27 protein-coding genes and 1 tRNA gene are annotated in these 21461 nt (G+C 61.0%); 13 read left to right on the forward strand and 15 right to left on the reverse strand.

Annotation, left to right across the window (positions count from 1 at the left end; genetic code table 11):
• Positions 1-352: 352 nt before the first annotated feature.
• Positions 353-3328: an NAD(P)-dependent oxidoreductase gene (locus tag FHX14_RS31790; protein ID WP_184381056.1), complete on the forward strand. Its 2976-nt coding sequence runs from the start codon at positions 353-355 to the stop codon at positions 3326-3328.
• Positions 3329-3771: 443 nt separating this feature from the next.
• Here the strand turns inward: FHX14_RS31790 and FHX14_RS31795 are convergent, their stop codons facing one another.
• A complete protein-coding gene (locus tag FHX14_RS31795) occupies positions 3772-4179 on the reverse strand; it encodes a hypothetical protein (RefSeq protein ID WP_012556878.1) in 408 nt (135 codons plus the stop codon).
• Positions 4180-4444: 265 nt separating this feature from the next.
• Here FHX14_RS31795 and FHX14_RS31800 point away from each other — a divergent pair.
• Positions 4445-4521: transfer RNA gene (locus FHX14_RS31800), tRNA-Pro, on the forward strand.
• A 109-nt stretch (positions 4522-4630) separates the two neighbouring features.
• Here the strand turns inward: FHX14_RS31800 and FHX14_RS31805 are convergent.
• Positions 4631-6214 (reverse strand): hypothetical protein, encoded by a 1584-nt coding sequence (locus tag FHX14_RS31805; protein WP_003587994.1) that lies wholly within the window; start codon positions 6212-6214, stop codon positions 4631-4633.
• Positions 6215-6483: 269 nt separating this feature from the next.
• On the opposite strand from FHX14_RS31805, the gene FHX14_RS31810 reads away from it, so the two are divergent.
• Positions 6484-6723 carry a DUF982 domain-containing protein gene (locus FHX14_RS31810; protein ID WP_003587993.1) on the forward strand — a complete coding sequence of 80 codons (240 nt, stop codon included), beginning with the start codon at positions 6484-6486 and terminating at the stop codon, positions 6721-6723.
• Between the two features lie 26 nt (positions 6724-6749).
• On the opposite strand, the gene FHX14_RS31815 is transcribed toward FHX14_RS31810, so the two are convergent.
• From FHX14_RS31815 to FHX14_RS31830, 4 genes are all read right to left on the reverse strand, one after another.
• Positions 6750-6977 (reverse strand): hypothetical protein, encoded by a 228-nt coding sequence (locus FHX14_RS31815; protein ID WP_003587992.1) that lies wholly within the window; start codon positions 6975-6977, stop codon positions 6750-6752.
• Between the two features lie 12 nt (positions 6978-6989).
• Entirely contained in the window at positions 6990-7253 is a 264-nt protein-coding gene (locus FHX14_RS31820; protein WP_003587991.1) for a hypothetical protein, read from the reverse strand.
• Between the two features lie 842 nt (positions 7254-8095).
• Positions 8096-8563 carry a hypothetical protein gene (locus FHX14_RS31825; RefSeq protein ID WP_003587989.1) on the reverse strand — a complete coding sequence of 156 codons (468 nt, stop codon included), beginning with the start codon at positions 8561-8563 and terminating at the stop codon, positions 8096-8098.
• A 128-nt stretch (positions 8564-8691) separates the two neighbouring features.
• Positions 8692-9339, reverse strand: coding sequence for a S24 family peptidase (locus FHX14_RS31830; protein ID WP_003587988.1), 648 nt, complete (start codon positions 9337-9339; stop codon positions 8692-8694).
• Positions 9340-9422: 83 nt separating this feature from the next.
• On the opposite strand from FHX14_RS31830, the gene FHX14_RS31835 reads away from it, so the two are divergent.
• The 8 genes from FHX14_RS31835 to FHX14_RS31870 all read left to right on the forward strand — a co-directional run bounded on the left by FHX14_RS31835 (position 9423) and on the right by FHX14_RS31870 (position 12439).
• Positions 9423-9644: a hypothetical protein gene (locus FHX14_RS31835; protein WP_037073945.1), complete on the forward strand. Its 222-nt coding sequence runs from the start codon at positions 9423-9425 to the stop codon at positions 9642-9644.
• 208 nt (positions 9645-9852) lie between these two features.
• Positions 9853-10080: a hypothetical protein gene (locus FHX14_RS31840; protein ID WP_003587986.1), complete on the forward strand. Its 228-nt coding sequence runs from the start codon at positions 9853-9855 to the stop codon at positions 10078-10080.
• Positions 10081-10103: 23 nt separating this feature from the next.
• Positions 10104-10469, forward strand: coding sequence for a hypothetical protein (locus FHX14_RS31845; protein ID WP_003587985.1), 366 nt, complete (start codon positions 10104-10106; stop codon positions 10467-10469).
• Positions 10435-10833: a hypothetical protein gene (locus tag FHX14_RS31850; protein WP_052636234.1), complete on the forward strand. Its 399-nt coding sequence runs from the start codon at positions 10435-10437 to the stop codon at positions 10831-10833. Before FHX14_RS31845 ends, FHX14_RS31850 begins: the two co-directional genes overlap by 35 nt.
• On the forward strand, positions 10830-11129 hold the full coding sequence (locus tag FHX14_RS31855; RefSeq protein ID WP_003587983.1) for a GcrA cell cycle regulator: 300 nt from the start codon (positions 10830-10832) through the stop codon (positions 11127-11129). The genes FHX14_RS31850 and FHX14_RS31855 overlap by 4 nt, the downstream gene beginning before the upstream one ends.
• Positions 11126-11338 (forward strand): helix-turn-helix domain-containing protein, encoded by a 213-nt coding sequence (locus FHX14_RS31860; RefSeq protein ID WP_037073250.1) that lies wholly within the window; start codon positions 11126-11128, stop codon positions 11336-11338. Before FHX14_RS31855 ends, FHX14_RS31860 begins: the two co-directional genes overlap by 4 nt.
• A gap of 13 nt (positions 11339-11351) precedes the next feature.
• Positions 11352-11945, forward strand: a complete 594-nt coding sequence (locus FHX14_RS31865; protein WP_003587982.1) for a hypothetical protein — start codon at positions 11352-11354, stop codon at positions 11943-11945.
• A gap of 137 nt (positions 11946-12082) precedes the next feature.
• Positions 12083-12439 (forward strand): hypothetical protein, encoded by a 357-nt coding sequence (locus tag FHX14_RS31870; protein ID WP_003587981.1) that lies wholly within the window; start codon positions 12083-12085, stop codon positions 12437-12439.
• 393 nt (positions 12440-12832) lie between these two features.
• On the opposite strand, the gene FHX14_RS31875 is transcribed toward FHX14_RS31870, so the two are convergent.
• Positions 12833-13528 (reverse strand): class I SAM-dependent methyltransferase, encoded by a 696-nt coding sequence (locus tag FHX14_RS31875; protein ID WP_184381058.1) that lies wholly within the window; start codon positions 13526-13528, stop codon positions 12833-12835.
• Between the two features lie 447 nt (positions 13529-13975).
• Positions 13976-14449 (reverse strand): nucleoside deaminase, encoded by a 474-nt coding sequence (locus FHX14_RS31880; RefSeq protein ID WP_184381085.1) that lies wholly within the window; start codon positions 14447-14449, stop codon positions 13976-13978.
• Between the two features lie 214 nt (positions 14450-14663).
• Here FHX14_RS31880 and FHX14_RS31885 point away from each other — a divergent pair, with 214 nt between their 5' ends.
• The gene (locus FHX14_RS31885) at positions 14664-15548 is read left to right on the forward strand and encodes a glycosyltransferase family 25 protein (RefSeq protein ID WP_184381060.1); all 885 of its coding nucleotides are present in this window, start codon (positions 14664-14666) and stop codon (positions 15546-15548) included.
• On the opposite strand, the gene FHX14_RS31890 is transcribed toward FHX14_RS31885, so the two are convergent.
• From FHX14_RS31890 to FHX14_RS31920, 7 genes are all read right to left on the reverse strand, one after another.
• Positions 15491-16906: a HAMP domain-containing sensor histidine kinase gene (locus FHX14_RS31890; protein WP_184381062.1), complete on the reverse strand. Its 1416-nt coding sequence runs from the start codon at positions 16904-16906 to the stop codon at positions 15491-15493. The genes FHX14_RS31885 and FHX14_RS31890 overlap by 58 nt on opposite strands.
• The gene (locus FHX14_RS31895) at positions 16887-17570 is read right to left on the reverse strand and encodes a winged helix-turn-helix domain-containing protein (RefSeq protein WP_003587975.1); all 684 of its coding nucleotides are present in this window, start codon (positions 17568-17570) and stop codon (positions 16887-16889) included. The genes FHX14_RS31890 and FHX14_RS31895 overlap by 20 nt, the downstream gene beginning before the upstream one ends.
• Before the next feature lie 161 nt (positions 17571-17731).
• On the reverse strand, positions 17732-18562 hold the full coding sequence (locus FHX14_RS31900) for a transglutaminase domain-containing protein (protein WP_246713513.1): 831 nt from the start codon (positions 18560-18562) through the stop codon (positions 17732-17734).
• Between the two features lie 160 nt (positions 18563-18722).
• On the reverse strand, positions 18723-19034 hold the full coding sequence (locus FHX14_RS31905) for a hypothetical protein (protein ID WP_003587966.1): 312 nt from the start codon (positions 19032-19034) through the stop codon (positions 18723-18725).
• Positions 19035-19186: 152 nt separating this feature from the next.
• The gene (locus FHX14_RS31910; RefSeq protein WP_210301191.1) at positions 19187-19639 is read right to left on the reverse strand and encodes a hypothetical protein; all 453 of its coding nucleotides are present in this window, start codon (positions 19637-19639) and stop codon (positions 19187-19189) included.
• A gap of 122 nt (positions 19640-19761) precedes the next feature.
• Positions 19762-20229, reverse strand: a complete 468-nt coding sequence (locus tag FHX14_RS33310; RefSeq protein ID WP_244429829.1) for a hypothetical protein — start codon at positions 20227-20229, stop codon at positions 19762-19764.
• 227 nt (positions 20230-20456) lie between these two features.
• Positions 20457-20762, reverse strand: coding sequence for a hypothetical protein (locus FHX14_RS31920; protein ID WP_003569638.1), 306 nt, complete (start codon positions 20760-20762; stop codon positions 20457-20459).
• Positions 20763-20897: 135 nt separating this feature from the next.
• Between FHX14_RS31920 and FHX14_RS31925 the strand changes: the two genes are divergently transcribed.
• The gene (locus FHX14_RS31925) at positions 20898-21437 is read left to right on the forward strand and encodes a dihydrofolate reductase family protein (RefSeq protein ID WP_184381066.1); all 540 of its coding nucleotides are present in this window, start codon (positions 20898-20900) and stop codon (positions 21435-21437) included.
• Positions 21438-21461 lie beyond the last annotated feature (24 nt).

Genomic DNA, 21461 nt, shown 5'->3' on the forward strand with positions numbered 1-21461 from the left:
CTCGTCGCCGCCATGCGAAAACTCATCATCATGATCAACACTATCCTCAAAAGACACACACCCTGGAGCGAGCCGCAACAACACGGTTGCTGAGGCGCGTAGCCCGCAGGGCGAAGCCTCGAAGGACGGGGCTGGCCACCGCACCCGCCCGCCCTCGTCCTTCGAGGCCCCTTGCGGGGCACCTCAGGATGAGGGCTAATCGTTGTGCGTGTTGCCTGCCAACCACGCCGACACGAACCCAGCACCCCCAATGACGCGTTTCGCCTGTCGTTCGGCGCATATGAGGTTGTCTCGCCGGGGCAGTCGCTTCACCATGAAGGGAACTTCAGCTCCGGGAACAGACAGGCAGGCCATGACAGATATCGCGCAGATGCAGGAACAGCGATTGAGCGCCCTTCGACAGACTGCGTCGGGTGCGCCGAAGCTGCCGTCCAACCCGTTTTTCGGCGTCGGGCCGATCACCGATGCGACGACCGATGAAGTGGATAGCCGCCTGCGGCGCATCGCTTTCGACGCCTGGATCGAGAAGACCTATCGCAAGTTCGACGACCGGGGCAATGATATCGGCGGCTTCACCACGGCCGAGATTTCCCGCAGCATGCATCGCGGCTATCCGGCCGATAAGATCCTGACCGACATGATGCGGGCGATCCATCGTTATTTCGGCTTTCCCAAGACCAACCGCATGGCGGTGGGGCTTGGCGGCGGCCATAGCGGTTTCACCGTCTGCATCCAGCACCTGATGAATGCCAACGACGCCGCCCAGCGGGTCTATGTCGATACGCCGCGGCCGGAGAGCGATCCGTCCAAGGCCGCCGGCTTCTTCCGCCAGTCCTGGGCGACACAGCTGATCGAGATGCAGCGCTTCGCCGAAAAGGGCTGCGAAAGCCGCATCCATTTCGCCGCCTCCGAGGGTGTGATCCCGACGGCGGCCGAACTGTCCTCCCTTGGCGTTTCGATCTTCGTCGGCGTCGGTCACGAGACGACGGGGGCCAATGCCTATACCAGCGCCGAAATCCACGAGCTTTTGAACTGGCTCGACGGCGATCCGGCCAACCGCCATGCGGTGTTCGACGCCACCTCGATGCTCGGCGCCATGCCGTGGGAGCCTGAACTGGTCAGCGCCGTCATGGCGAAGTGCTGCCTGTTCATGCCGTTCCAGAAGGCGATCGGCGGCGTTTCCGGCTATTTCGTCGCCTCTTTCACGCCGCATGCTCTGGCGCTGATCGAGAAGAACCAGCAGAATCCGGCCTGGGCGATCCCGCGCCAGCTGAAGATCGCGCCGCCGATCGATCCGCGCCAGCCGTTTTCGGCTAAGCGCTCCGTCGATGCCGGGCCGTTTTTCGATCCGGCCGAAGACCGCATGCTGGGCGGCGTCATCAACACCTACAGCGCGCTCGCCTTTGCCGAGACCACCTTCGGCCTGCTGCAGTCTGAAGCCCGGGTCGGCTCCGTCGTCGAGCTCAACCGCCGCTCCGCCGGCAACCGCGCCGTGATCGATGAGTGGGTCAAGTCGCATCCGCTGCTGTCGCTGACCGTCACCGATGCCGAGCGCCGCGGCGCGGCCGTGACGCTTCTGAAGGTCGAGGACGACGGCATCAGCGATGCCGGTATCCATGCCCGCATCATCGCCCGTTCCAAGCAGTTGCTCGGTTATGAAGGCATCACCCATCCGAACGGCGAATACGAGCCCGGTCTCGATGCGGCCCGCTACGTCAACGCCTTCCCCGGCACACCAGGCGATTACCGCGCCTGGGTCGGCGGCATCCGCGAGCCCGAAGATGTCGTGGCGCTGCTGGAAAACCTGCAATATGCCTATCTCAGAGCCAAGATCGTCGTTCTCGAAGAGGAACTGGCAAAGAACGGCGTGACCTTCGAGGCGCCCGTCAAGGCCGATGGCGCCGTGCGCAAGGACGATCCGAACCGCGCCTATACCGTGCTGATCGCCGATCTGGTCGGCTTGCGCTTCGGCGCCGATGGCGAGCCTGATTACAGCGAGATCAAGGCCTATATCGAGGAAAAGGGCGGCAGCTTCCATCTCGGCCCGCTCGGTGATCGCGAAAGCCTTGAAAAGGGCCGCATCCATTTCTTCTACCAGCCGAACCTCAGCACCGAGGGGGAGATCCTGCCGCAGACCGACAAGTGCCAGTATGACGCGCTGATCGCGGCTGCGACCTTCATCCCGAAGTCTTCCGTCTTCCCGCTCGGCGGCGTGCGCATCGGCGCCGGCACCGGCAATATGGGTTCGGCCTCCTGGGGCGGCGGCAATGGCGAGGGCGGCACTGCCGCCCTGATGAACACGCCCGGCATCAACAGCCGGGCGACCGCCCAGATGGCTCTCAAGGCGATCCTGAAGGTCGTTCCCGACCTGCCGGTCGACAGATTGCACCGGATGGTCGCCGGCGGCGATTTCGATACCGGCCGCCAGCTCAAGGATTTTCCGACGGCAAAGCTCGAGGGCCGCAAGCTGGCCGTTCTCGGCTACGGCAATATCGGCCGTGAAGTCGCCAAGCTCGCCAAGGCCTTCGGCATGAACGTGGCGATCTATGCCCGCGAGCATCACAAGCGCTGGATCGAGGCTGAAGGTTTCGACTATGCCGCAAGCCCTGTGGAAGCGGCAAACGGCGCCGACGTGCTCTCCGTCCATATCGGCCTCGGCCGCCTGGACGCATCGACCGGCACCTATTCCAATGCCGGCACCATTGATGCCAAGGTGCTCGGCGCCATGAAGGACGGCGCGGTGCTCGTCAATTACGACCGCGGCGAAGTCGTTGACCCCTATGCGCTGGATGCAGCCCTTTCCTCCGGCAAGATCGCCCATGCGGCAATCGACGCCGATCTCTTCAGGGATGCGGCGACCGGCACGCTCAGCGGCCCGATGCTGCCCTATCTGCCGCTCGAAGCGCGCCACAAGGGCAAGCTCGAACTCTTGCCGCATGCCGCCGCCGACACCGACCACCCCTCGCGCGTGACCGGCGCCAAGCAGGCGGTCGACCAGATCTTCGACGTCATCCGCTTCAAGTCCGTCGTCAACCTCAAGGGCGACCTGCCGGAAGGCTACGTCTCGGGCGGCGCCCGCACACCGGCCGGCATCGGCCGGGTGACGAAGCAGGTCGTGGCGGAGGCCGGCGGCAAGGCGAAGCTCTTGGACGAATTGCGGCAGACTTCGGAAAAGATCGCCGCCATCACCGGCGCGCTTTCGGCCGTGTCCGACGAAGAGCATCGCGGCCGCATCGTCGAGCGTTACACCGCTCTTCTGGTCGAAAATGCCAACCGGCAGCGATCGCTCCTTGAGCAGCTTGGCCTTTACGGCCCGGCGGAGGTGTAAGCTGTAGCGGGCGGTTTGGCGGCGTCGATGGCTCTTGTCGTTGCCGCTGTGCCGTGCCGCCCTCCTCATCCGACCCTGCGGGTCACCTCTCCCCGCTGGGGAGAAGAGGGAGCAAGTCTCTCCCACACTGCCAAACGAACCCGCTTGCCTAAAGGCACTCCATCCAATGGGGTCGCTAACGAAGCCGCATTCTCCCCTCTTCTCCCCAGCGGGGGTCCGAAGGACGGGTCGAGACCCGTGGCTCGACCCCGGTGGGTGGCCCGAAGGGCCGGGTGAGGGGGCCGCACGGCACAACCTCACATCATCATTCGTTCTGTGACTCCGTGCCCGATCTCATCACCCGCATCGATCCGCAACTGCCCTTCGTCAGGCTGAACGTGTGGAGCCCAAAACAAAACAGGCGGCACATCGGCCGCCTGCTGCTCATATCTTCGGGTTGCCGGTTACTTCTGTTCCGGCGCCAGGAATTCCGCGCAATAGGACGGACCGTTGACGCCGGGAATGTCGGCGACGGTGCGGATGTCGCGGATCGTGTAATCCGAGCTGGTGGTGATTTCGGCCTGGCAGCGCAGATAGGCGGTGCGGGCCGAGGCGATCTGCTTGCCGCGCTTGCCGTCGGCGCCTTCGGCATATTTTGCCGGAATGCGCACGGTCTTGTAGCCGCCGCGCCAGGTATAGACGGTGGTGGCGCCTTGCTCGCTGTCGCTGATCGGCGGCCCGTAGGCGGCAAAGAAGATGCCGGCCGATTTGCCGACCCAGCGGGCCTCGATCGGATTGCCGGCGGAAGGAATGGTGGTGCATCCGGCAAGCCCAATTGCAAGCCCGGCCGCGGTGATGGTGCGGAGTTTCATCGTGTTGTCCCTGGTCTCTAGCGCAGTGGCTGCGAATCCGCTCTCTACGCGCGGTTTCGCCTGTCCCGTCGAGCCCTTTAGCGCGGAACCCGGCAAAAGAAAATTGCCCCTGAGGCACTTCCCGACGATTTGCTCCGGGTGTGTCTTTTTGCTGCAGCAGGCCACCGCCGCGCCCTGTCATCAACCCGTCAAAAATTCCACCGGATTTTTGGAATTTGGTGCTTGTGCAACCAGATAGGCTGTTCTATAGAAGCGCCGCTGGTCACGGAGTGTAGCGCAGTCTGGTAGCGCACCACGTTCGGGACGTGGGGGTCGAGTGTTCGAATCACTCCACTCCGACCAGCTAGAAACCCCGCTCCGGCGGGGTTTTTCGTATCTCGCTGATGTCGGCAAAAAATCCCGCATGTTCCCCAGCCCGTGAGGGAGGAACGTACTGCGCTGTGCTTCGATCTCAGCCGCCGACTGTGATCTCGCCATCCGCAACACGTTTCACAAAGGTCTTCAAACCTTCATGCCTCAGTTTCTTCCAGCCGCCGTCGGAGACCATTGATTTCGCCAGGTCGGCAAACCCTGTGGTGAGGTAGGGAACCTGCGAGGCCGGTCGTTTGCCGAGCGCGTGAATCAAGCAGTCAGTTCTTGGCGGGGACGAGAAGGTGTTTCCTGAACGTTGCATGCTGATCTCCAAATGATCTGTGCCGTCTGGAAATCTGATCGTCCCATAGCCGCATTTGGCTGCCGCATTCACTTCGGCCTTGGAGAGATTGTCCTGCAGGAGAAATGACAGCTGGCTGAAACTGTTGTCCGTGTAGTCGAACTGGCCCAGTATAATGAAGTCCAGCTCGTTCTGCCCCTTCTTGGCGCCTTTGATCTTGCCAAAGAAGTTGGAATTCACCTTGGTGTCCTTGCCCGTCTTCATGGCAAGCATTTCGCCGAGCTTGATGTAAGTCCTCGGTTTTGACGAAACGTTTTCGGCATCAGCCGCAGCGTTGCCTGAAGGCAGACTTGCGGTCTCCGGCTTGGCATAGGCGTCAGCGAAGGCTTGCAGCGTCGTGAGGTTAAGCGCCTCGGGAAGCGAACCGCTCTCGAACTTGCGGCAAGAGAGCGCGGCTTGCCGGGTTGTCTTGTCAGGCTTGCCGTCAACATTCCCTGGCTTGCAGCCCAAATGAGCCAGTTCCTGCTGCAGCTTCTTGAGCAAACCTGCTTGTTCGGCCGAATAGTTGCTGACACCGCGGGTCACGCTGACATTGCGGACATCGATGCGGATACCATCCGGCTGCACCACGTCAAACTGGGACGTATGATGGTCGTAGGTCTTCCAGTCATGACCCCAACCCATCATCACCGGGCCGAGAATGAAGTTGAAGGATTTCGGGTCGCGGTTTGATTGCGGCTCGCACTCGTTCGATTCCCAGCAATGCGGCGCCTGGTTGGTCGCTTCGCCTTCGGCGGCGTAGATCACCTTGTCGTTGCAGCTTGCCGCAACCCATCCGCTCTCATCGTTTGCCCATCGGATTTTCAGCGAGAATGTCGCCCATTTGCCGAAATCTTCCGGCTTTTGGCACTGGCGGGCGAGAAAGTTCACGCCGTTGCGCGTGTCGGCTTTCAGCATGTAGATGAAATTGTGGACTGCCGGTCCTTCCCAGGAGGCGAAACGCAAATGGCTGTCCCAGCCATCGGGATAAAAGCCATTGGCGGAGTTGTTGTGCCAGCCTTTGTAGCCAAAAGCCGGATCGAGCCGGAAATCAAACTTGTATTCGATGCTTTCGCCAACCTTCATGTCTCGCATATAGCGAATCGTTGAGCGGACGTTGCCATTGCGGCAATCATTTTCGCCGCGTCCATCTCCATAATCGACATTGGAACATTGACGGTCGAAAATCTCAAACCGGGTCACGCCGTTCTTGACCTCCGGTCTGACCGATCCGTTGAACTTGTGGCGTTCAAAACCTTTGGGGAGCGGATCGGCAATGGCTACTGCGTGGCTCACAAAAACAATAAGCGCGCCAACCGCCAGAACTATATGATTTTTCAGCATAGTTCTTTCTCCCGCCTCAGACCCAACCATATCACGATCTCATTTGGGATGTAGGGTTTAGATCGGTCCCATGCAGTAGAAGGCCATCACCAACTCGCTCTTCTCTTCAGTTATAATTTTTCCGCAGGAAGGTTATAACGACGCGGTTGAGCAGCAGCGCGGTTGGCCTCGGCGTTGCCATATCGCGGTTCAATGCGCCGGTTTTCGAATCAACCGGAACGAGTCTCAAAGTGATTCGTTGAGTCGCGTTCCGTGTGAGATACTGGGCCATGAGCAAGCGACGAAGCTTCAAACCGGTGAAGATCACCATCAATGGCAAGGTGAGGACGGTCTATAATGTCGTCCAGGCCGGCAACACTTTGCTGAACGACTGGCCCGACCAGACGCCGGCGGCCAAGGTTGCCGAGCGGCTTGTGCTTGACGTGTTCAACGATGCCGCCGGGCCCGAGCAGGTGCGCCGCGCCTTCATTACCGCGGCCAAGGCGAGCGACATCAAATATAGTTCCTGATCGGCGATGCTGGGTAAAGCCCGGGCTCACTTCCATGACATCAGCTCCTGATTGGCGCGGTCCTGGTCCTTGAACTGCGTCTCCATCCAGGCGGCGGTGATGATCGCGGCGAGGAAGCCGAAGGTGAGGCAGGTGATGGCCTGCTTGCGCCAGGAGATGAAGCTGACCGGCGCCGGGGTGAGGGGCTTTTCCGCGCATTCACCGAGCGGGCAGGCGCAGCCGGAAAAGGCCTTGACGATGCAATCGGCAGACATCTCCGTTTCCCCTCAGGCGTAAAGCTGATCGCGATCGGTCATGCCCATGATCTCGCGGGCATAGCGGTAATGCTCCTCGACCGAGGCCGCAGCGCCGCGCAGCCAGGAGGGGCCGCGGACAGAATGTTCGGGATGGCGGAGGAAGGCAAAACCGAGGGCGCCCATGCGCTGGGCCTCGATCGCCATATAGGCGCTGCAGTCTCCCATCCGCAGAGCGCTATTCCAGCGGGCGTCGCGCTTGCTCTCCTCGGTCTCGATATTGCGGATATGCTGCATTGCCCGGTCCTCTCACGCGCCTCTGATCGGCTCATGAGACAAAGGTATATATAATACCCTATATCGTCAACCGCATCAGGTATAAAAAATACCCCAATGATTGACGAGGTACGAATCATAGGCGTATGTCTGTCGCCAGTGATTGGGCGACCGGGTGCAACTCCCGAGCTGACGAAGCCCAGCGGCGCGGGAAGCGAAAGTCCTTAAGTGCGCTGTCAGAAAATCAGGACGAGGGCGAAGCGAATGGCCCCTCTGGCACGTGTCCCATCCCGGCTCCGGCCTTCAGGACCTGGCCAATGCTCTCCCGGCTTCATGGGCTTTGCTCATGGGGTAGGGGGAAGCTTTGGCCGGAACCCTCCCTCACCAGCCTTCAGGAGCGAAGACAGAGAGATAGAAAACAAGCCTATCTTGGAGTCTGATGCTGCGAGAAAACGGCAAGCGCAACGAGATCGGATTCGCGGTGATCGAGGCGGATTCTGGAATCACAGAATTTTCTGATCGTGGGAGAGGCTGTCGAGGACATGGTCCCTGCAGCCATTCGTTCCATCCCGGCGGTAAGGCGGGTGGTGCGCGGACGGCGTCCGGAGCCTCTGCAATTTTGGCTTAAGAGGAGGGAGCGTCCCGAGATCCCTGATGATCCTGGCTGCCGGATCGGGGAGCTTGGGACAAATCCTAAAGGCCGTACATCTCGCGCGCGGCGCTGAAGGCCAGCAGAAACACCGCTAGGGTGACGATATAGAACCAGATTCTACCGGCGCGCGATGTCGGTTTCAGCATTTTTTGCCCTTTGTAAGGCGTTTGAATCATTGAGATATTCTTTAACGTACGATGACGTCGCGATGTTATTGGCAATCGCTTGCCGTCAGATTGAAACTCGATTGCCCATCTTTAAAAGCGTAATTGTACACGGCGAGGTTGGTCTCACCCGAATCAAGCTTTGGTTTCCAGAAAGCGCACACGGTCGAGGCAATGCCGGACTTCATGATGGCCCCATCCGTCAAAGGGAGGGAATCGGCCAGGCGGTAAAAATATCGGACCGTCTTCCCCTCGAGAGAGATGCGCTCAAGAGTGGTAAAGGCATCTATCTTCTGTGGCAGGTTAGCGTTCGCGACGTCATTCTGTATTCTGGGAATGACGATCAGTTTGGTGATCTGGCTTGAACTGGCAAGAAACAGAACAACAATGATCGTTCTCGCGTTCGGAAATCGCTTGGCCGCCAGATGGCCGACAACCGCGCCGATCGCTCCGAATATCCCCCCAACTAGGCCGTAAACAGCCGGCGCCGGCCATGTTTCCATAAAAGCAAGCATTTCCCCTCCAATGTTTCCTCTGTTGATCCGCCCGGCAGCTTGGCGACCGGGTTGCCGAACGTGCCCACGCCACTGCCGGTCTGCCCGGAAATTTATTGAGATTTTCGAGCGTGCCCAGCATCTCATCCCTACATCTCGATGATCGACCGGCGGACGCGACCGACGATGGTGACGGCGCCCTGGAATTCCGGCGGCGGCACGTCCTCGTAGGAGGCAGGCTGAAAGGGCGGGTCGTCGTTCGGGCGATAGCGCTTGTAGGTGGCGGCCCCCGTCTCGTCGGCGACGACATAGAGCGCGTTCGGCGCCAGGCGCTTGTCGCGAAGGTTGACGAAGATGATCGAGCCGGGCGGCGAGATCTTGTTCATCGAATTGCCTTCGACCTCGAGCGCGATCCATTCGCCATCGGGCAGATCGAGGGCGGCCACGGTCGGGAATTCGGAGAAATCGGTGATCGGCGCCTGCTCGCTCAGCTGGCCGGCGCTGACCCAGGAAATCTTCGGCACGTCGGCGACGCAGACCGGCAGCTCATCCGGGTCGAGCGCGTTGCCGGTTCCGAACTGCAGCCAGTTGAGATTGACCTTGAAGGCGCGGGCATATTTCTTCGCATCGGCAATGCCGAAGCCGTTGCGGCCGGACTCATGCGCCTTGTAGACATTCGCATTCCAGCCGAACCGATCGACGATCGCCTTCGGCCCGGCAAAGCCGGCGTTTTTCCTGGCCATGACCAGCCGCTTTGCGCGTTCTTCGCGCTCAAATTGTTCCTGATCTTTCAACATGATATAAAAAATACCCTAGTTTAGGGTATATGTCATGCCCTATTGCGCTTGACATTTAGGGTATTAAATATACCCTAATGTGCATGACAAACAGCGACATCATCAACTCTGCCAGCCTCGGAGACTGCGGCGCCGCCGCCCGCCGAGCCCGCTACACCGGCTGCCCGAACTGCGGCAAGGCGCTGTCGATCGCCGAGGTGATCGAGCGCCATTGCGAGACCTGCGGCCGGCAGACCAACCCGAAAGAGATGTGGCAGCCGAGCTCTTCTCCGCACACCGATCCCGACAGCCTCACCCCTCCCTGACGGCTATCGGTGGCCGGCGTCGTCGCCCTCCCTCGGCGACGCCGGCATCCATCCCCGGGCCGCGGCCCGGCAGGCGACCGGAGTCTTTGCTCCCGCAACAGAGCCGGCGCTCCGGTCGCCGTCGATGAATTCAGATGAACCACCTCCAAGCACCTGCTGCGGTGGGTACGGCGCTCTGCGCTCGAAATGGACAAAGGATCACACCGGCATGAACGCGCTCCAGCTCTTCCGCACCGGCAGGGACTATATCGAAATCGCAGCCATGCTCGGCATGTCGGTGCCTTCGGTGGAAACCGAGATCCACCGGCTTCGAAGCGCCGAGAAGGGCGATACCGCCCAGCGGGATCATGCCGGCGCGGAGATCCGCCGTTTTCCTCACCGGATCCAGCCGGGCACGCCGGTCAATTTTTTCGGCGGGCAGCGGCGTCGGGTTTGAGCGGCGGGAGAAAGGAAAACGGCATGGCGAAGGACACAATGAGCAAGGACATCATGGACATCCTCAGCCCGGTGCTGGGGGAGGAGCTGGCGGCGGCCGTCATCGAGCATCGCCGGCGCACGCTGAGGAAGCCGCTGACGGCTTATGCCGCCCGCATCCAGGCCAGGGAATATCTGCTGACCGGCGACCCGGCCGGTGCTGCCGAGATGCAGATCTTCCGCGGCTGGCAGGCGATCAAATGCGACTGGTACCTCAAGGAGAAGGCGAGGGAAGCCGGGTCGATCAACAGCAGCACGAGAAGGACAGCAGTGGATGCCGCAAGAGATTTCCTCTCCGGTGAAGATCATAGCGGGGATGCTTTCGGGTTTCCCGGCATCATCAGGCACTGATCCCGACATGCAGATCCGCGCCTATCTCGTCGCGATCGACGGCATTTCGGATGAGGCGGTCTGGCGGGCCGCCAGAGGCTTCATCTCCGGAAAGGTGCGGGATCACAACCGCGCTTTTGCCCCGAGCAGCGCCAGTTTTGCCGAGGAATGCCGCCGTCAGCAGGCGGTGATGGACGCGCAAAACCGGCCGCGCATCGAGCCGGAGCCCGAGACGCCGCAGCCGAAAGTCGCGGCCTACAAGATGCAGCTGCTGCGCGCTGCGGCCAATGGCAGCCGCAACGCCAGGCGGGAGCTGGCGAAGATGTTCCCCGACAACCCGGTCATCGCAAGGGCCGCACGAGAGACACAGGAGGCAGCCGGATGAGAGCCGAATTCTGGACGGAAGATAAGATCGTCAAGGCCGAGAAGCTCTGGAGCGACGGCATGTCGGCAAGAGCGATCGCCGAGATGTTCGGCTCGAAGAAGAACACCGTCATCATGATGGCGCGCCGCAACCGCGACAGGTTCCCGGCCCGGCAGGACGCCCGGCCGAAGCTGCCGCAGGCCGAGGCCGCGCCGGCCGAGTCGCCCCGCCATCCCGACCGGGTCAGACGTGTGACCTTCTCGGGCGCCGAGGTGACGATGCCGCGCGTGCCGTTCATCGATGGGCCGGCGCCATGAGCCCGGCCATCAAGAGCAACGTCACCCCGCGCGAAACCGAAATCATCGGCTGGATGGCGGCCGGAAAGACCGCCGCCGAGATCGGCACCATTCTCGGCATCTCCCACATCACCGTGAATACGCACATCGCCAACGCCAAGGCGAGGCTCGGCGTCTTCAAGGATACCGCACTTGTCGCCGCCGCACTGCGCAACGGCATCATTCGATAGAAGGACAATCAGCATGGGTGGCAAAGCAGCCAAGGCCAGGACATCACGGGCAAACAAGGGCGCCGGCCGGCCGCGCAAGGAAAATGTCGAGCGTTTTCCCTGCGGCAAGATCAAGCCCTTCGAGACCGAGAAGGACAATATCAGCGTCGCCATCGCGGCCCGCCGCCGCATCCACGGTTTCGGCCGGACGGTCGACGACGAGACGGTCAAGAGCCCGTTTGCCGGTTATACCCTCGGCCGCATGTTCCTCGACGGCCTGATCACTTCAGAGCAGCGCCAGGCCGGCGATGACTATGCCGAGGCCATGGCCCGCTACCACAAAACCACCGGCATCCCGGCCCCAAGCCCGCGGGCGCAATCACTCTTCACTGTTAAAGGCCATGAAGGCGAAGTCACCGAAAGCCTCGCCGACCGCGCCCGCAAAGCCAGCAACCGCATGATGGCCCTGCAGGCCATCCTGCTGCGTTGCCCGGACGGCCCGCAGGTGCGCAGCACCGTCTATAACGTCACGGTGATGGACTACGAACACCTGCGCCAGATGCCGCCGCAGCAATTGCTGTGGCTGCGGCGGGGGTTGATTGCGCTGCGCGCGGCGAGGGGTGGGTGATGGGGTGGCGGTAGGGTTTGTGAAAGGTTTGCGATCCAAGCCGGCGCGGCGTGGCTTGCCCAGCCGACATATGGAACGCCGGGGCTTTTTGCGCTAACCCTTCGGCCTGCGCTTCGCTTCTGCTTTAGGACTTGCGAATGAACGATCTCCAGCTGTCGCCGGAATTTCATGTCGAATTCTCTAGAGGAGGACGCTCAGATTCCGGCAGCATCCACCATGTCATACGGCACAAGCTCGGCGGCTGGATCACCACTCCTGTTGCGCTTTTTTTCATCACTGATGCCAGGATTCCTGCGGAAGGCTTTTTCCCACACAAGAGACTCGATTTGTTTGTGAGCGACAAAAGGCTCGTTTCCAAACCGGAGTGGCTTGCCGGGATTTTGTTTGAAGCTTTGAGAAAGCGGGGCGCGATCGGCGAGCCTGCATGGTTGGAATGGCATGTCGCCAAGTCACTTGATGGCAAGCCTTACGGTGAGATCTTCGACTTCGATTGATCCTTTGCAGTGGCCGAAGCGAAAACCGCCCTTCTCCGTCCGCCATCGCTGTGTTGGCACAGCGCTCACCCCAGCCTCCGTCCTCCTCGGGCTTGACCCGAGGACCCACGCTGTCCGCCATAGGCTACGGCATGGATTCAGGCTCGGGCGACGGTTAACGGGGAGTGGGCCGCGCAGAGTATCGAAGTGCATGGGTGTGTTAGTTACGCACCTCCACACGGCCGATCATATTTACGATCGGCGGCGCCTGTTGTTCCCCAGCCGAGTGAAAATTCTGAGTGGTCGCCCAATAATTCGCTGCTTCGGGCTCCGGAGCGTGACTGCTCAGCTTCTCCGTTCAAAGAACTTCGTTCTGATGCAGAGATAGGGAGTACGAGCAGATCGGCATGCCAGTCATGCTTTCACCACCGAAAAGAACAGAAACCGCGGCGTGGTCGTCAGGCTCCGATACGCCTGCGGAAACAGCGTCCGGGCGCGGGGATCGGGCTGGGGTTCGCTGACGGTATCGATCTGAAATCCGGCCGCCTTCAGTGCATCGAACATGGCATGCAGCGGCCGGTGCCAGAAGCGCATGGCCATCTCCTTTTCGCCGCGCTGCCAGGTCTCGTCGAAGCTGTAGGTCTCGAAATAATTGTCGTGGCCGCTCGACGGATGATCCATGAAGGGATGGTGGGTGGAGAAAACCAGGCGGCCGCCTTGACGCAGCAGCCGGTTGAATTCCACGAGCGGCGCCGACCAGTCCGGCAGATAATGCAGCACCAGCGAGGCGAGGATCAGATCGAAGGCTTGATCCTCGAACGGCAAAGCTTCGCTGAGATCCGCCTGCAGCAGGCGCGCGCGCCCTTCCAGGCGGCGTTGCGCGATCTGCAGCATGCCGGCACTGGCATCGATCCCGGTCACCACGGCCCCACGCGCGACGAGCGCTGCCGCATGCGCCCCGCCGCCGCATCCGGCATCGAGCACACGAAGCCCGGCGACCTCGCCGACCAAGGCAAGAATGGCCGGCCGCTCGTAGTAGGCATTCCAGGCATTGGCCTCATTATCCGCGTCGTATGCCGCCGCGAAGGCATCATAATCATTTTCGGCCATGCTTTGCCTTTCCGGAGGGTGTCGGATTAAGGGGGTGGCTGCACCCTTTTTGCGAGAATCGCTGACACATGCAAGCGGAGGCTCAAATGCCACCTCTGCCGGTGTGCCGTGGTAGCCCCCCTCTGCCCTGCCGGGCATCTCCCCCACAGGTGGGGAGATTGGCTGGGAGCGCTGGCTTCCCCAAACAATTGGCGTCACAGCCCGGTGAAACGATAGACGGATGCGATGGTTTGACCACTTGCGATCTCCCCACCTGTGGGGGAGATGCCCGGCAGGGCAGAGGGGGGCGGCCGGGGCACGACCCTCTCAAAAGCGGTATGGATCCCAAGCAGCGAAAAGCCCGGATACATACCTGACAGATGTTCGGAGACATGCCTGACACTTCCGGAATGATCTCCTGGAATGACAGAGGTTGGAGGCGCGGTTTCGCCAAACTTCCGGCCGACGCTAAGCCTTGCCGAGATGCTTCGGCCAGAATGCCTGATGCACTTCGGCGGCTTCGTCTTCGAGGTTCGTCGGGCCAACCACAGTGACGGTGCGCGCGCCGGTTTGCAGCACCGCCCGGCTCGGCACGTTCAACCCGATCCCGGCGATCTCGCCAAGCCGGGCTTCGGAGCACGCAAACACCATGCGCCCGATGCCCGACCAGTAAATTGCCCCGGAGCACATCGCGCACGGCTCCGTGCTGGTATAGAGCGTGCAGCCGGCGAGAAAACCGGTGTCGTAGTGCTTCGCTGCAGATTTAATCAGGTTCATCTCGGCGTGGTTCGTCATATCGTGGCCGGTGAAGACGCTGTTTTCGGCGCGCAGGATGACCTCGCCGTCCTTCACCAGCACCGAGCCGAATGGTTCGTCGCCTTGGTCCATCGCGGATTTCGAGAGTGCAATCGCCTCGCGTAAAAACGGCTCGTGGTTTTCCATCAGAGTCCCCCCAAAAGCTAGCGGGAAGAGTTTGTCTTGAATCGGAGGGATTTCCAAGGGCTGCAAATCCGATTGAGGATCGGCGACCCGGATCGCGGCGCCTTCCCACACTCCAACCCTTGCCACCTTACGAAAATGTATAGCCCCGGCGAGGTGCCGGTGAGATTTCGGGCGCAGGCTTGGTGCAGTCATTGCCAAGTCGAAGGCCAGTTTCATGAACATGCGCGCCACACCTGCCGCCCTGATGCCGGCGATCCATCCGGTTAGCCTGCGGGTCGACACCTATCTGATCAATCTCGACCGGGCGCCGTTGCGCCGGTTTCGCATGGAGCGCCTGCTGGTGGGCATCGGTCTTGCCTTCGAGCGGGTGGCGGCGGTGGACGGGGCGGGGCTCAGCCTGCCGCATCCGGATTTTGACGAAGCCGCCTATCTGAGCCGGCATGGCCGCCGGCCGAACCCTTTCGAGATCGGCTGTTTTTTCAGCCACGTCGAATGCGCCAGGCGCTTCCTCTCCGGCAACGCCGAATTTGCGCTCATTCTCGAAGACGACCTCGATTTCGACGCCGATCTCGCCGATGTGATCGAGGCCGCCCTGCAGCATCAGACGCGCTGGGACATCCTGCGTCTTTCCACCGTCAACAGCGGGCGCAAACATAGAGTGGAGGCGCTCACCGCATCGCGCTCGCTCGCCATTGCGCTGACCCGCGAGAAGGGCTCCGGCGCCTATCTGATCAACCGCAAGGCGGCCGGCTGGATTGCCGGTTCAATGCTGCCGATGCGGCTGCCCTATGATCTCGCCTTCGACCTGGAGTTCGATGAGGGCTTGAGCGCCTGCTTCGTCGATCCGCTGCCGGTCAGCCAGAGGGCGGATGCCTGCTCGCAGATCCAGGCAGGGCTTTCGGCCTACCGGCTTGGCCGCCGCCGGCCGTGGAGCGTTCTGCCCTATCGCGCGGCGGCCGAAATACGCCGCTTTGCCGCCCGCTTCGGCCGCCTCGTGGCGTCGAGGGTGAGCGGTCAAGACCGATCTGTTGGGATGAGCGGTCAGGACCGCTCTCCCGGGAGCAGCGGAAAGCCGATCGAGACGATAAGCCCGGGCTGATTGTCTCCCATGGTGATCTCAGCCGCATGCAGTTCGGCGATCGCCTTGACGAGGCTGAGCCCGAGCCCGCTTCCGGGCGTCGTGCGGCTTTTATCCAGCCGGTAGAGCCGCCGGAAGACTTTTTCCCTTTCGCCGGCGGGAATGCCGGGGCCGGTGTCGGCGACCGAGAGGATGGCGCGATCGGCCTGGCGGCTGAGCGAAACGGCGATCGCCGTTCCGGCCGGGCAGTGGTTGATCGCATTTTCCACCAGGTTGGCGAGCATCTGGGTCAGCAGATCGCGATCGCCGCGGATCATCGCCGGACAGCGCGTCGTGATCCGCAGCGACTTCTGCGCGTCGTCGGCGACATCGACATAGACTTCCGAAATCACCGCAAGCACGGCATCGAGATCGGTCGCCTGGAAACGCTCTTTGCGGGCGCCGGCCTCGATCTGGGAAATGCGCAGCAGCGCCTCGAAGGTGGCGTTGATCCGGTCGCTCTCGTTCCTGGCTTCGTCGAGAAGGACTGAGACATCCGCCTGCCGGTCATTGCCGGCCACCGCGGCATCGAGCGTCAGGCGCAGCCGGTTGAGCGGTGTCTTCAGATCATGGGCGATATCGCTGCTCACCTGCCGCATGCTCTCGACCAAGGTCTGCAGCCGCACCAGCGCCGCGTTGATCTGGATCGCCACCGTATCGAGATCATCGCCATTGCCGCTGATCGGAATGCGGGCGTCGAGCGCGCCGTGGGAGACGTCGTTCATGGTGAGCGCGACCCTATCCAGCCGCGCCTGGGCGCGAACGGCGAGAAACACGCCGCCGCCGATCGCCGTCGCCACGACGATCGCCGCGGCCCATTCGAAACTCACCAGCACGATCCGCAGCATCTCCTCGACATCGTTGAAGTTTTCGCCGACCACCAGGCTGTAGGGGCCGATCGTCGACACCTGCATCCGGTAGCGTTCATGGCCCTTCAGCCCGACATCGCGGGAGGTGACGGTATAGACGCCGTTCGGGATGGGTGGTGCGGCGAAATTGCCGGCGAGTTTCTTGCCGGCATGATCGGTCAGCGAATAAAGCCCGTCGGAGGTCGACTGGAAGCTCGCATAATTGTTCAGCGTGTTGACGAGATCCTGAGTGTCGCCGGGCTCGTAGGTCGAAACGATCAACGCATTCATCTCGGTGAGCGACTGTTCGAGATCGCGGGAGAGGCCGAGGTCCAGCATGTGATAGATGATCGCGCCGCTCAAAAAGAAGGTGACGACGAAGAGCACGACGAAGGTGACGGCAAGCCGGAACGGCGTGCTCCGGCGCAGGCTGGAGAATGATGCGGAAATGTGTCTGCGGCCGGGCGCAAATTCATCCTGTTCGGGGCGCATGCAGGCTATATCCGGTGTTGCGGACCGTATGCAGAAGCTGGGCCTGGAACGGTCTGTCGACCTTGGCTCGCAAGCGGCTGATATGCGTCTCGACGACGCTGGTCTTCGGATCGAAGTGGAAATCCCAGACCCGCTCCAACAGCATCGTCTTGGTGATGACCCGGCCTTCGCCGCGCATCAGCACTTCGAGCAGGGTGAATTCGCGCGGCTGCAGCTCGATCGCCTGGCCGGCGCGCCGCGCCTCGCGGCGGATCAGATCGAGCTCGAGATCGGCAACCTTCAGCACCGTCTTCTGCTCCTGCACCGGCGGCCGGCGGCCGAGCGCATTGACGCGGGCCAAAAGCTCGGAGAAGGCAAAGGGTTTGGTGAGATAATCGTCGCCGCCGGCCTCCAGCCCCTCGACCCGGTCGTCGACACCGCCGATCGAGGTCAGGAACAGCGCCGATGTGCCGACCTTGGCGGCCCTGAGCGACCGGATAATCGCCAGCCCGTCCAGCCCCGGCAGCATGCGATCGACGACGATGACGTCATAGGCTTCGCGCTGCGCCTGAAACAGCCCATCGCGGCCATCGCCGAAGACGTCACAGACATGGCCTGCCTCGGAAAGGCCCTTGGCGATATAATCGGACGTCTTCCGATCGTCCTCGATAAGCAGGATCCGCATCAGCCCGATCATTCCCGGTATGGCTGGGGCAATCTAGCGGAGCCGGCGGCTGGGCGACAACTTACGGATTTGTAAGGTGGGGGGCGGGCTTGAGGCGACGTCACATCCGTTTGGCATTCCACGAATTGTCGACGTGCCGGGAACCGAAGATGTGCCCGTCCTTATGGCAGCCAGTCCGGCAAAACCTCGATCAAATCCTGCGCCGGGTCGCTGGCGAGTGTGTCCAGCAGTGGCAGTTCTTGCGGTCGTACCAGCCTTTGAGAAAAATCAGCTTCGCGCCACCGATCCCAATCGGAGGTTTCGCGGCCATTCAGCACGTAGTGATCTCTGACGACATTGATCTTCACAAACCACAGGCCATTCACCTCACCGTGGCCGAATGCCTGAGGATCGACCGTCTCTCGACGGCATTTCAGCCAGGCTTCTCCTGCAGGCATGAAATAGTCACGCGGTACGTTGGCTGGGTCGAACTTGATCTGTTTTTTCTCTTTCAGCATCCGGTCGATTTGCGCGTCGCTCAAATGCCAGCGTCTGGTTGCCGCGTTCCAATATTCACAAACCCAATGATCCTCCCATCCCTTAGAGAAGTAGGAGGCGAAGCCACAGCGCACGCGTGCAGGAACGCTTTTGCTGCGAAGGATCGAAGACAAGGCGAGTGCGAAATCGCGGCACGTGCCGGTGGATCGTCTCTCTGCAGGGCGCCGGCAGTGGAGCGGCTGAGGGTCTCTGGCGAACACATCGTCGAAACGTTCGGCGATCGGCAATGTTTTTCTCGCCGATGCGTCCAACCTTGTCAGGTCGAGACCGTATTCTTCTGCCCAATCGGCGTGAACGAGCACGCCTTGAATAATATCATTCAGTCGCCCGATCTCGTTCGGCAATTCCGCCATCAAGGCCCTGTGATGGATTGGATCGGACATCCGACTATGGATGGTCCAGCGCTTCTTTTCCTCCAAGTCGCTCTTGCCTTCCCCCGCGAAAATCCCGATCAACGCGGCAATGATATCCCCGACGTCTGCAGCATCGCAGCATGGGGAATTTGCGAAAGCCGCAATGACGGGTTTAGCCGCTCCTGCGTCACTATGGCATCCGGCCCGAAGCGGGCGGCAGTCACCGCTGTTCTGCTTTGCGCACCAATGCCGGCGGAAACCGCTACGGGCCGCAATCGACACACGGCTTGAGAATTCCCATCAACGCCAGAATTATAGGCAGCAGCATAAAAGTGGTAAGCACTACAAAAAAAGGCAGGCCAATCAGGAACTTCTGTCTCGGCGTCTCCAGCACGCAATCATCATCGCCTCCAAGATCGGACCGGTACATTTCGGGGCCGAAATCCTGGCTAAAATCGAAACCGTTTCTAAAATAGAAAATGATCGACCTGATGTACCAATACCAGCTGTAAGCACAAAAACTGCCTACCATGCAGAAGGCGAACCACAGGCCAACCCGATCTTCAGCAACCAATTTAATACCTCGCTAACGACCCAAGCTCGGCAGCGCCTGCGCAGAGCGGATCAAGGCGCTTCTGAACTCGTCGGCCAAGTCGACGCCCGCTCCATTTTTGTCAGTTGGGTCAGTCCTGTCAGAAAGGCAGTTCTCGAGGTCATTCGTGGGGCTCACCCTGCGTTCGCGGTGGAGAGCATGCCACTTGTCGAGGGCGGTGCTTGGTATTCGTCCATTGCTCTTTGCAAAGCGATTTGTGTTCCGATGAAGAGAGTCGCCGGCCGCAGCGTTTTGCAAGTTGCTATCTCGCCGGCGAAGGCGGCGGCCTTGGTCTTGGCTTCCGGCCTAACATCGTTGTCGGTCACGATGAAGCCGAGATATTCCTCCCAATCCACATATCCGTTCGACGCCGGAAATTTGCTCTTGTACATCTCGGCTTTGTAATAGCGAACCATGCGTCGCTTTTCGAAAAGGAGGAAAGCAATCCAGAATTTAATTGCGCCCCATAGATTTAGGCCCACGGGCACGAGCCAGAGGAAGCCGAGTGTTGCCATGAAAACGAAGGGCGCCTCAATCCCGTTTGCCACCAAAGTAGCAAGAATTGCGATGCCGACGTCGAGGACCATGAAGAACAATAGAGTTAGTATCCACCTCATGCTGCCGTCGCCATAAGCATATCCCCACACCCTCCGGCTACAACTGCTGCATTTGAAAAATCGTAAGTCGACAATGCGGATGCGCGCTCCAATCACTCCGCACAGGTGTTGATGCCGTCCCTGACTATGAGCGCCCACTTGGGGCCGAGTGTCTCGCGAGCGGAAAGCGCGTTTTCGCTGCCCGGCTCACCATCTTTGAACATGTGGACGGCAAGGTCCTGATTGTGCCCGCCAGCCACGAATGTCGGGCCGGGATTGTAGACTGTATTGCCAGTGTAATAGCCGGTGTTTCCGTAAACAGTCGCGCTGCCCGTCGTCGTATAAGATCCGGGCATCTGGACAACGCGCGTCGTATCGGCGCCAGCTTGGCCGACGATGACATAACTGTCATAGCCCGCCTTGATCGTCTCGATCGCAGCTTGTTTTCCGGCAACCTTCATCGCGCCCGTGTCTCCACAGATCGGAGCGGCGCGCGTCTTGATGATGATTTCGTTTTTGGCGGTACGCATCGAACTTGACGCCGCGCAGGATGACAAGGCGCCGGCTGCCAGCGCGAGCAATATCGGTAGTCTCATGAATCTCCCCAAGCCTCTAAAGCCAGCGTAAAGGCCGGTTGCATTTTAGCAAGAGGAATTGATGGAAGGTGAAGAATAAGTCGGCCTCACAACCCACTTTACAGACAACACCGAAGGCAGCCGGCGGCAATCCGACACTTGCCGCGGACCCCGACTTCGCCTGACGCCTGACCGACCTTGGCTTTATCGACGCATGTTATTCGGCGCGATGGTTAAATCCCCGAGCCGTCGAGCTGCTGGGCGTCGTCGCCTTCCCAGGGGGAGGGCATCGAGAGGCGAGCGAGATTGGCCGAGGGCATCGGCATCCAACACTTCAATTCCGGCTCGGCATATTCGATGATCTGCCCGGGCGAGGAATCCGAGGCGCGCCAGCCTTCTGCGCCAAACTGATCGCCATGCGACCAATAGGCGAGGTCAACTTCCGCCGGCCCCTGTTCGGACGGGCGGATGGTCACCAGGATCCGACTGCCGTCTTTCGGTGCGCTGGCCATGCTGCGCCAGCGGTCTGCCTCGTCCATCGTTTTGCCTCCTGCCTTGCTGCAGGTGCAACTGTCGCCTCGCCAACGAAGGCGGTCAACTCAAACTTTGGGGGGACCGTTCGCTATCCCTGGTGGTTTAAGCTATCCTGACGCTCCGGGATGGAGGATCAGCGCATGGCGAAGCTCGTCTTCGGAATGAACATCTCCCTGGATGGCTATGTCGACCACCAGAAATTTGCGCCCGATCCCATCCTCTTTCGCCATTGGATCGAGCAGGCGCGCGGTCTGACCGGGAGCCTCTATGGCCGCCGCCTCTACGAGGTGATGCGCTACTGGGACGAAGACAATGCCGAGTGGACCCCGGAGCTGCACGACTTCGCGCTTGCCTGGCGGCGCCAGCCGAAATGGGTCGTGTCGCGCTCGTTGACCTCGGTCGGGCCCAATGCCACGCTTATCAAGGAGGACATCGAGACGGCGATCCGCGGGCTGAAGGCCGAGCTTGCCGGGGAGATACAAGTCGGCGGGCCGGAGCTTGCGGGTGGACTGACCGACCTCGGCCTGATCGACGAATATCGCCTCTACTTTCACCCTGTCGTGCTCGGCCACGGCAAACCGTTCTTCACCGGCCCGAGGCCGCCACTCCGCCTTGTCGCCAGCGATCGGATCGGCGGGGATGCGGTGCGATTGACCTATGTTCCTGGTGGATCGGGCTGACGGCGAGTTGACCGGCGACAATGA

Source organism: Rhizobium sp. BK619 (assembly GCF_014195245.1).
Lineage (GTDB): Bacteria > Pseudomonadota > Alphaproteobacteria > Rhizobiales > Rhizobiaceae > Rhizobium > Rhizobium acidisoli.

Bases quoted from the DNA above. Each gene is read 5' to 3' on its own strand.
- FHX14_RS31890 (WP_184381062.1), bottom strand. From the start codon at position 16,906: ATGCGCCCCGAACAGGATGAATTTGCGCCCGGCCGCAGACACATTTCC.
- FHX14_RS31815 (WP_003587992.1), bottom strand. From the start codon at position 6,977: ATGTCTGCCGATTGCATCGTCAAGGCCTTTTCCGGCTGCGCCTGCCCG.
- FHX14_RS31825 (WP_003587989.1), bottom strand. From the start codon at position 8,563: ATGCTTGCTTTTATGGAAACATGGCCGGCGCCGGCTGTTTACGGCCTA.
- FHX14_RS31850 (WP_052636234.1), top strand. From the start codon at position 10,435: ATGCTTTCGGGTTTCCCGGCATCATCAGGCACTGATCCCGACATGCAG.
- FHX14_RS31835 (WP_037073945.1), top strand. From the start codon at position 9,423: ATGACAAACAGCGACATCATCAACTCTGCCAGCCTCGGAGACTGCGGC.
- FHX14_RS31820 (WP_003587991.1), bottom strand. From the start codon at position 7,253: ATGCAGCATATCCGCAATATCGAGACCGAGGAGAGCAAGCGCGACGCC.
- FHX14_RS31855 (WP_003587983.1), top strand. From the start codon at position 10,830: ATGAGAGCCGAATTCTGGACGGAAGATAAGATCGTCAAGGCCGAGAAG.
- FHX14_RS31845 (WP_003587985.1), top strand. From the start codon at position 10,104: ATGGCGAAGGACACAATGAGCAAGGACATCATGGACATCCTCAGCCCG.
- FHX14_RS31795 (WP_012556878.1), bottom strand. From the start codon at position 4,179: ATGAAACTCCGCACCATCACCGCGGCCGGGCTTGCAATTGGGCTTGCC.
- FHX14_RS31875 (WP_184381058.1), bottom strand. From the start codon at position 13,528: ATGGCCGAAAATGATTATGATGCCTTCGCGGCGGCATACGACGCGGAT.
- FHX14_RS31910 (WP_210301191.1), bottom strand. From the start codon at position 19,639: ATGGTCCTCGACGTCGGCATCGCAATTCTTGCTACTTTGGTGGCAAAC.
- FHX14_RS31865 (WP_003587982.1), top strand. From the start codon at position 11,352: ATGGGTGGCAAAGCAGCCAAGGCCAGGACATCACGGGCAAACAAGGGC.
- FHX14_RS31830 (WP_003587988.1), bottom strand. From the start codon at position 9,339: ATGTTGAAAGATCAGGAACAATTTGAGCGCGAAGAACGCGCAAAGCGG.
- FHX14_RS31870 (WP_003587981.1), top strand. From the start codon at position 12,083: ATGAACGATCTCCAGCTGTCGCCGGAATTTCATGTCGAATTCTCTAGA.
- FHX14_RS31860 (WP_037073250.1), top strand. From the start codon at position 11,126: ATGAGCCCGGCCATCAAGAGCAACGTCACCCCGCGCGAAACCGAAATC.
- FHX14_RS31885 (WP_184381060.1), top strand. From the start codon at position 14,664: ATGAACATGCGCGCCACACCTGCCGCCCTGATGCCGGCGATCCATCCG.
- FHX14_RS31805 (WP_003587994.1), bottom strand. From the start codon at position 6,214: ATGCTGAAAAATCATATAGTTCTGGCGGTTGGCGCGCTTATTGTTTTT.
- FHX14_RS31790 (WP_184381056.1), top strand. From the start codon at position 353: ATGACAGATATCGCGCAGATGCAGGAACAGCGATTGAGCGCCCTTCGA.
- FHX14_RS31925 (WP_184381066.1), top strand. From the start codon at position 20,898: ATGGCGAAGCTCGTCTTCGGAATGAACATCTCCCTGGATGGCTATGTC.
- FHX14_RS31810 (WP_003587993.1), top strand. From the start codon at position 6,484: ATGAGCAAGCGACGAAGCTTCAAACCGGTGAAGATCACCATCAATGGC.
- FHX14_RS31880 (WP_184381085.1), bottom strand. From the start codon at position 14,449: ATGGAAAACCACGAGCCGTTTTTACGCGAGGCGATTGCACTCTCGAAA.
- FHX14_RS31895 (WP_003587975.1), bottom strand. From the start codon at position 17,570: ATGCGGATCCTGCTTATCGAGGACGATCGGAAGACGTCCGATTATATC.
- FHX14_RS31920 (WP_003569638.1), bottom strand. From the start codon at position 20,762: ATGGACGAGGCAGACCGCTGGCGCAGCATGGCCAGCGCACCGAAAGAC.
- FHX14_RS31840 (WP_003587986.1), top strand. From the start codon at position 9,853: ATGAACGCGCTCCAGCTCTTCCGCACCGGCAGGGACTATATCGAAATC.